The sequence below is a fragment of the Microcystis sp. LSC13-02 genome (assembly GCA_002282935.1).
In the GTDB taxonomy this organism is placed as follows: Bacteria; Cyanobacteriota; Cyanobacteriia; order Cyanobacteriales; family Microcystaceae; genus Microcystis.
The window spans coordinates 1-5,914 of record MTBT01000321.1 but is presented as its reverse complement, the minus strand read 5'-3'; the positions used below and the strand labels follow the sequence as shown (position 1 = coordinate 5,914).

At 39.9% G+C, this 5,914-nt stretch carries 7 protein-coding genes; 6 read left to right on the top strand and 1 reads right to left on the bottom strand.

Annotated features, from left to right (window positions below; translation table 11 throughout):
- Window positions 1-73: 73 nt before the first annotated feature.
- Window positions 74-256: a DUF29 family protein gene (locus BGL89_RS19990; RefSeq protein WP_286827282.1), complete on the bottom strand. Its 183-nt coding sequence runs from the start codon at window positions 254-256 to the stop codon at window positions 74-76.
- A gap of 199 nt (window positions 257-455) precedes the next feature.
- Between BGL89_RS19990 and BGL89_RS19985 the strand changes: the two genes are divergently transcribed.
- The 6 genes from BGL89_RS19985 to grrA all read left to right on the top strand — a co-directional run bounded on the left by BGL89_RS19985 (window position 456) and on the right by grrA (window position 5,698).
- Entirely contained in the window at window positions 456-1,571 is a 1,116-nt protein-coding gene (locus BGL89_RS19985) for a type I restriction endonuclease (protein ID WP_286827281.1), read from the top strand.
- A gap of 307 nt (window positions 1,572-1,878) precedes the next feature.
- Window positions 1,879-2,064: a hypothetical protein gene (locus BGL89_RS19980; protein WP_286827280.1), complete on the top strand. Its 186-nt coding sequence runs from the start codon at window positions 1,879-1,881 to the stop codon at window positions 2,062-2,064.
- 58 nt (window positions 2,065-2,122) lie between these two features.
- Window positions 2,123-2,908, top strand: a complete 786-nt coding sequence (locus BGL89_RS19975; RefSeq protein ID WP_286827278.1) for an O-fucosyltransferase family protein — start codon at window positions 2,123-2,125, stop codon at window positions 2,906-2,908.
- A 243-nt stretch (window positions 2,909-3,151) separates the two neighbouring features.
- Complete coding sequence (locus BGL89_RS19970; RefSeq protein ID WP_286827277.1) at window positions 3,152-4,321, top strand: PQQ-dependent sugar dehydrogenase; 1,170 nt, start codon at window positions 3,152-3,154, stop codon at window positions 4,319-4,321.
- A gap of 88 nt (window positions 4,322-4,409) precedes the next feature.
- Window positions 4,410-5,309, top strand: a complete 900-nt coding sequence (grrP, locus tag BGL89_RS19965; protein ID WP_012266460.1) for an extracellular substrate binding-like orphan protein GrrP — start codon at window positions 4,410-4,412, stop codon at window positions 5,307-5,309.
- A 14-nt stretch (window positions 5,310-5,323) separates the two neighbouring features.
- Window positions 5,324-5,698 (top strand): GrrA/OscA1 family cyclophane-containing rSAM-modified RiPP, encoded by a 375-nt coding sequence (gene grrA / locus BGL89_RS19960; RefSeq protein WP_286827276.1) that lies wholly within the window; start codon window positions 5,324-5,326, stop codon window positions 5,696-5,698.
- The last annotated feature ends 216 nt before the right edge of the window (window positions 5,699-5,914 follow it).

The window sequence follows — 5,914 nt, the reverse complement described above, 5'->3', positions numbered from 1 at the left end:
GTCTGTTTGTTTTGATCAATATCCGACTTTAACTGATGAGCTTTCCTCTGTCAAGCTTTTCAGGTGATGCACTTCAGACTTGAATCGGCGAACTTAAACTTTTAACAGCAGTTTTTTCGCTTCGTACCAAAGCTGCCAACTCCTCGATTAAATGTTCGTAATCTACCCGATCGAACTGACGATTTTTTAATAACTCGATCGTCTCACTTAACCAGCGATCATATTCTTTTTCATAAAGCTGTTCTAAAGCAAGCATTGTCTTTGATCAAATGGAGAAATTCTTGAAAATAAACTTTTACTAAGTATGATAGCATAAAAAGACTGTATGGCGGTTGATTAGTGTAAATATTTTTGAATTAATTATGATGACAGTAAAAAATGCTTGACCCTTATCTAAAAAAAGGTTAAATTGTGGGTAGGCTGAGAACCCACACATCCTAGATAATGAGGCTATCATGGAAATCGATAAACTCAAAGAAATTGCTCAAAAAGTTGAAACCTCTCGTTCTCAAATCCAAAACGAACAGGCAACCAAAACAGCTTTTATTATGCCTTTTTTGCAAGCATGGGGTTACGATGTATTCAATCCCATGGAAGTTCACCCCGAATATAGTGCCGATTTAACTGGATTAAAAGGGGAAAAAGTAGATTATGCTATTTGTTTGGACAATCAACCGATTATTTTGATGGAATGTAAAAGCTGTCATCAAAATCTTGAGCATCCTAAACATAGTTCCCAACTGCATCGATATTTTAACGCAACTGGAGCTAACTTTGGAGTTTTAACTAATGGGATTATCTATCGGTTTTATACGGATATCGTCAAGGATAATATCATGGACGATAAGCCATTTTTTGAGTTTAACATTCTCGACTTTGACGACTCTTCTGTTAACGAATTAAAACGATTTTCTAAATCTAGCTTTAATTCTGACGAACTAGAAGAGGTTGCTCGCAATTTATTGCACACAAAAGAAGTTAAAAAAGTGATTGCCCAGCAATTAAATGATCCTTCCCCCGAATTTGTTAAGTTTTTTGTTAGTCATGTGTATTCTGGGGTGAGAACTGCATCGGTTGTCGAAAAATTCAAAGAAATTATTAAGCGTTCTCTCAAAGAGTATATCAATGATATCATCAAAGAAAAATTTGAGGAAGTTTTAGGAAAAGAACCTGAAACAAATCCTCCTGATACATCAGCAGCAGAAGATACTCCACCAGAAGAAACAGGGGAAGATAAAATTAATACGACCCCCGAAGAATTGGAAGGATTTTACATTATTAAATCAATTCTACGGGAAGAAATCAATACCGCACGCATTCAATTCAAAGACACTAGAAGTTATTTTGGTATCAACTTAGATGGAAAAGTAACTAAAACAGTCTGTCGTCTGCGCTTCCATGAAAGAACTGGTAAGAAATCAATCAGTATTCCCGATAATGTCGAAACTGGTAAAGAAGCAACCACAAATATAGACAGTCTTGATGAAATTTATGGAGTCGCTGAATTTCTGAAATCTCGCATCCGCTATCTGACTCAAGATACTTATAAAAGCAAGTCAGAAAAAACATAAAGTATCTAAAATAATTATCCCCTATCTCTTTAATGACCGATAGGGGTTTTTAAGGATATGATTTTTAGTAATCGCTGATTATGGTTGTAAAATTTTATCTAGGGATAGGAAGCTACGGTTAATAAGTGGTCATGAAAAGGAGATAGGATATCCGAACATTATAATAAAAGTTTTCTCTCAAGTTAAGGTCAAACAATTCTAGCTGGGAGTTATCGAAGTGTAATTAAGCTTGACAAACTCAAATTAAGGTGTTAATATATAGGGCGTGATTTGTACAGATGTTAAAAATTTTGTTTTGCGGTAGTCTATGAATTTAACAAATTTACCAATGTCTCTTGATGAGATGCCTTTACCTAGTTATTTGCCGCCAGTTATTTTAACAGTTTTTACTCGTCCCGATCTACTCAAGGAAGTTTTAAAGGGTTTAACCCAACAGATTCTATCTGCGTCGCCTAGAATTTGTGAAGCTATTTATGGCTCACTCCCCCTTTAGTTTGAAAAGAGCTCGCCGTCGCCTAGGTTTATAGTTTAGTAGATACTTAATAGAAAATATGAATAGCTCTAGAAAATTTCTGATTTGTAAAGGTTCCTCTGGCATGGGAAACCGAATTCTGGCCGCCTGTGGTGCAATAATCTATAGTGAAATTAGTAATCGCCAGTTAGTTATTGATTGGCGGGATAATACTTATTGTCATGACAATATCAATTCCTTCCCTCTATTTTTTAACTGTCCAAAGACCGCTTCAGTAGAATCTATACCTGATAGCAAGTCTGTCTATCCTGAGATATGGATTGATAAGTTAAATCAATCTTTTGGTGGACTAAGAAAAGATTTAAGTATTTCGGATCAATCTATGTCGGTTGAATTATCTAGAACAAATTATGAGAGTGAGATTCTGGTTTTCTGTGCCTATACTCATAAAATCAACCAGATGAGACAACTTTTTCATGGCAAGTTCGATTACTTGGCAAAAATGGATGATCGTACTATTATCAAACAGGTATTAAACTCTCATCTAAGCCTGAAACCTGAAATTGTTCAGTCTATCGAAGATTTCAGATCATCTTACTTTGGAGTGAATACCCTAGGCGTTCATGTCAGATACACAGACATGAAGATTCCTTTAGATAAGCTAATTACTAATACTAAAAAAATCAACAAAAACAATAAATTTAACAGCATTTTCTTGTCCACAGATTCTCAAGAAGTTGTTGAAAAATTTCAACAGGAGTTCCCAAATATTATCACCACCACAAAATGGTTTCCACCCTCAGGAGAAAGAATGCACCAGAACTGGGATCAATGTCCCGATTGCGTTCAAAATGAGAAGCATTAATGGATATGTATTTGTTAGCTAGTTGTAATGATTTGATTTTTTCTTCTCAGTCCTCCTTTGGTTTAGTGGCATCAATCCTAAATAAAGCGAGTAAACAACATCTCCATGATGTGAATTCTTCTTCATTCATTGAAAAAGTAAAAGCGAAAATTAGAGGTATTGCCAAATAGTTTGTACGAGCAATTAACCCGAACCAACCTTAATGATGTCTATGCTATGGCAAACTTGGGGAGTTACCAACTAATGCTTAATTCTCTCAATCGCATTTTCTCGCCTTTAGTATCTAGCGTTTTGCTTACCATGATTATCTCCAGTTGTCAAGGTGCAAATGTATTAACTTCGGCGAATAATTCCCAGACAAATCAATGGCAAAAAGTGACCGTAATCGAGGGTTTAGAGCATCCTTGGTCGATGGTTTGGCTACCTAACGGGGAAATCCTGATCACAGAGCGCCCCGGTCGTTTAAGAGTGGTTAGAGAGGGTAAATTAGACTCAAAAGCCATCGCTGGAGTTCCCGAAGTTTTTGCCGTCGGACAAGGAGGACTGCTCGATGTGGCAATTCATCCCCAATTTGCCCAAAATCGCTGGATTTATCTAACTTATGCCCACGGAGACCAGGAGGCTAATCGTACCCGCGTCGCTCGTGCGGTTTATGATGGTACAAGTTTGCGAGATGTGCAGGTTATTTTTGAAGTTTCCCAGGCAAAAACCGGCTCTCAACACTTCGGTTCGCGGTTATTATGGCTACCGGATGGCACTTTATTGGTAGCGCTTGGGGACGGGGGTAATCCTCCCCTACAATTAGCGGGAGATTTAATTAGAAAACAGTCCCAAAATCTGCAAAGTCATTTAGGTAAAATTATCCGCATCAATGACGATGGTTCTCTACCTAAAGATAATCCTTTTGCGGGTTCTAAAATTTGGAGTTATGGTCATCGGAATATTCAAGGAATCAGCTTTGATCCAATGACTAAAAGAGTCTGGGCAACAGAACACGGAGCAAAAGGAGGGGATGAATTAAATTTAATTGAAAAAGGTAAAAATTACGGTTGGCCAGTGGTTTCTGCCAGTCAAGAGTACGGCACTAATACCCCAGTTTCCAGCAAAAAATCTCGCCCCGGGCTGATCGATCCGAAAACAATTTGGACACCTGCGATCGCTCCTTCGGGATTGGTCTTTTATACCGGTAATCGCTTTCCTAATTGGCAGGGAAATTTATTCGCCGGTGGTTTAGTTTCCGGGGATATTCGGCGTCTGGAAGTGGATAAATCGGGTGACATTATCAATCAAGAAGCGATTCCCATCGGTCAGAGGGTGCGGGATGTGCGTCAAAGTCCCGACGGATTTTTATACCTGCTCACCGATGAAGGTAACGGTCAATTAATTCGCCTTGAACCGCCATCTAATTTGTAAAAGTTCACAGAAATTATTATGGAAACCTTGAAGATTTTTTAGCGAATTCTAGTATAGTTATGTTTGTACGGGAGCAAGCACTCGATTTATGAAGAAAATTTTACAGTTAGTGGGACTAGGTTGCATATTGCCTATGTTCCTCGCTAGTGCAAGTTTAGCGGAAACAGTGGTGGAAAAAGTGGCTCGCACGGGATTTTTGACCGTAGGAACCCGTTTTGATGCGATTCCCTACTCGTACATCGATGATAAAGGGGAATTAGTCGGCTATTCTATGGATGTGTTAGAACGAATTAGAAAACGATTGGAAACTCGTCTCGGTCGTCCCGTCACCCTGCAAATGATTGAAGCTAATCAACCCGGAGAGAAAATTAATCTCATTCGTAGCGGGGAAATCGATATCGCTTGTAGTACGGCTTTTACTTGGGAAAGGGCGAAAGTTGTCGATTTTTCCATCAGTTACAGCATTTCTGGGATTAGGATTTTAGCTAAAAAAGGGAGCAATCTCTCCACTCCTCAATCCCTAATCGGTAAACGCATCGCCTTGGTTCCCACTTCTGCGGCCGTGGATGTGATTAAATTAGTACAACCGCAAGCGACAATTGTTACTACCTACAGCACCGTAGAAGAAGCGATCGAAGCTTTAAAAACCGGTAAAATCGACGCAATAGCGGGGGATAGCATTTCTTTAGCGGGAACAATCCTCAGAGATAACCCTAAAATCTACGAAATCGTCCCCGAAGAAGCTCTAGCTAATTTTGGCATCGCTTGCATGGTTCCCGAAAATAACTCTACTTTTTTGGATGATGTCAACTATGCCATTGTTAAAATGATGCAGGATTACATCACCAATGATACGGCTACCGTTAGTCAAATCGATCGCTGGTTCGGTAGTCAAGGCATGGTTCCCATCCCCCCAGAATTATTAAAGGGGTTTTTTGCCTTCAAAGTTATCGAACACGCCCAAATTAATCCCCAAGAAGCCAAATAGGAGCATAAATTCAGGTGAATATTCGCAATAAAACCGGTTTAGTCGGCTTTCTTCTCGCTTTATCTGCCTTCGGTCTGACTAGCACCGCTCAGGCCGCCTCAGACGAGGCTAATCCCATTGAAGCGCGTTTAAGTCGTCTATCTAGCGCTGTACGCGAACGGGTTAACCAACTGCCGGAAGGTACTGCCGATCCTAGTTTACAAGCTTTAGGCTGGGGAGATGGTGGCAATCGCGGTTGGGGGAATAGTCGTGCCGGTGGTTGGGTAGATGGTCGCGGTGGTAGTTTCGTTAATGCGCGGCCCTGGCGTAATGGTTGGTCTGACGGTGGCGGTTTCTTTAATTCCCGACCGCGCTGGGGTAATGGTGGCGGTTTCTTAAATCGTTGGTAAGTAAGGTTGGGTGAGGGGATAACTTTATCCTCGTCCCAACCCCGGTTTTACGATTAAATCTAGGGTGATTATTTTGAGGCAGAAAGACTCCATCAAGACGAAAAGCAGTAATTCTCATTTTGATACTAGAAGCAGATTTTAGCACCCCCACCAAAAATGTCATAACCCTCATAATGACTGAATAGCTGAAATTACACCCGTCCAACACTGATTGGC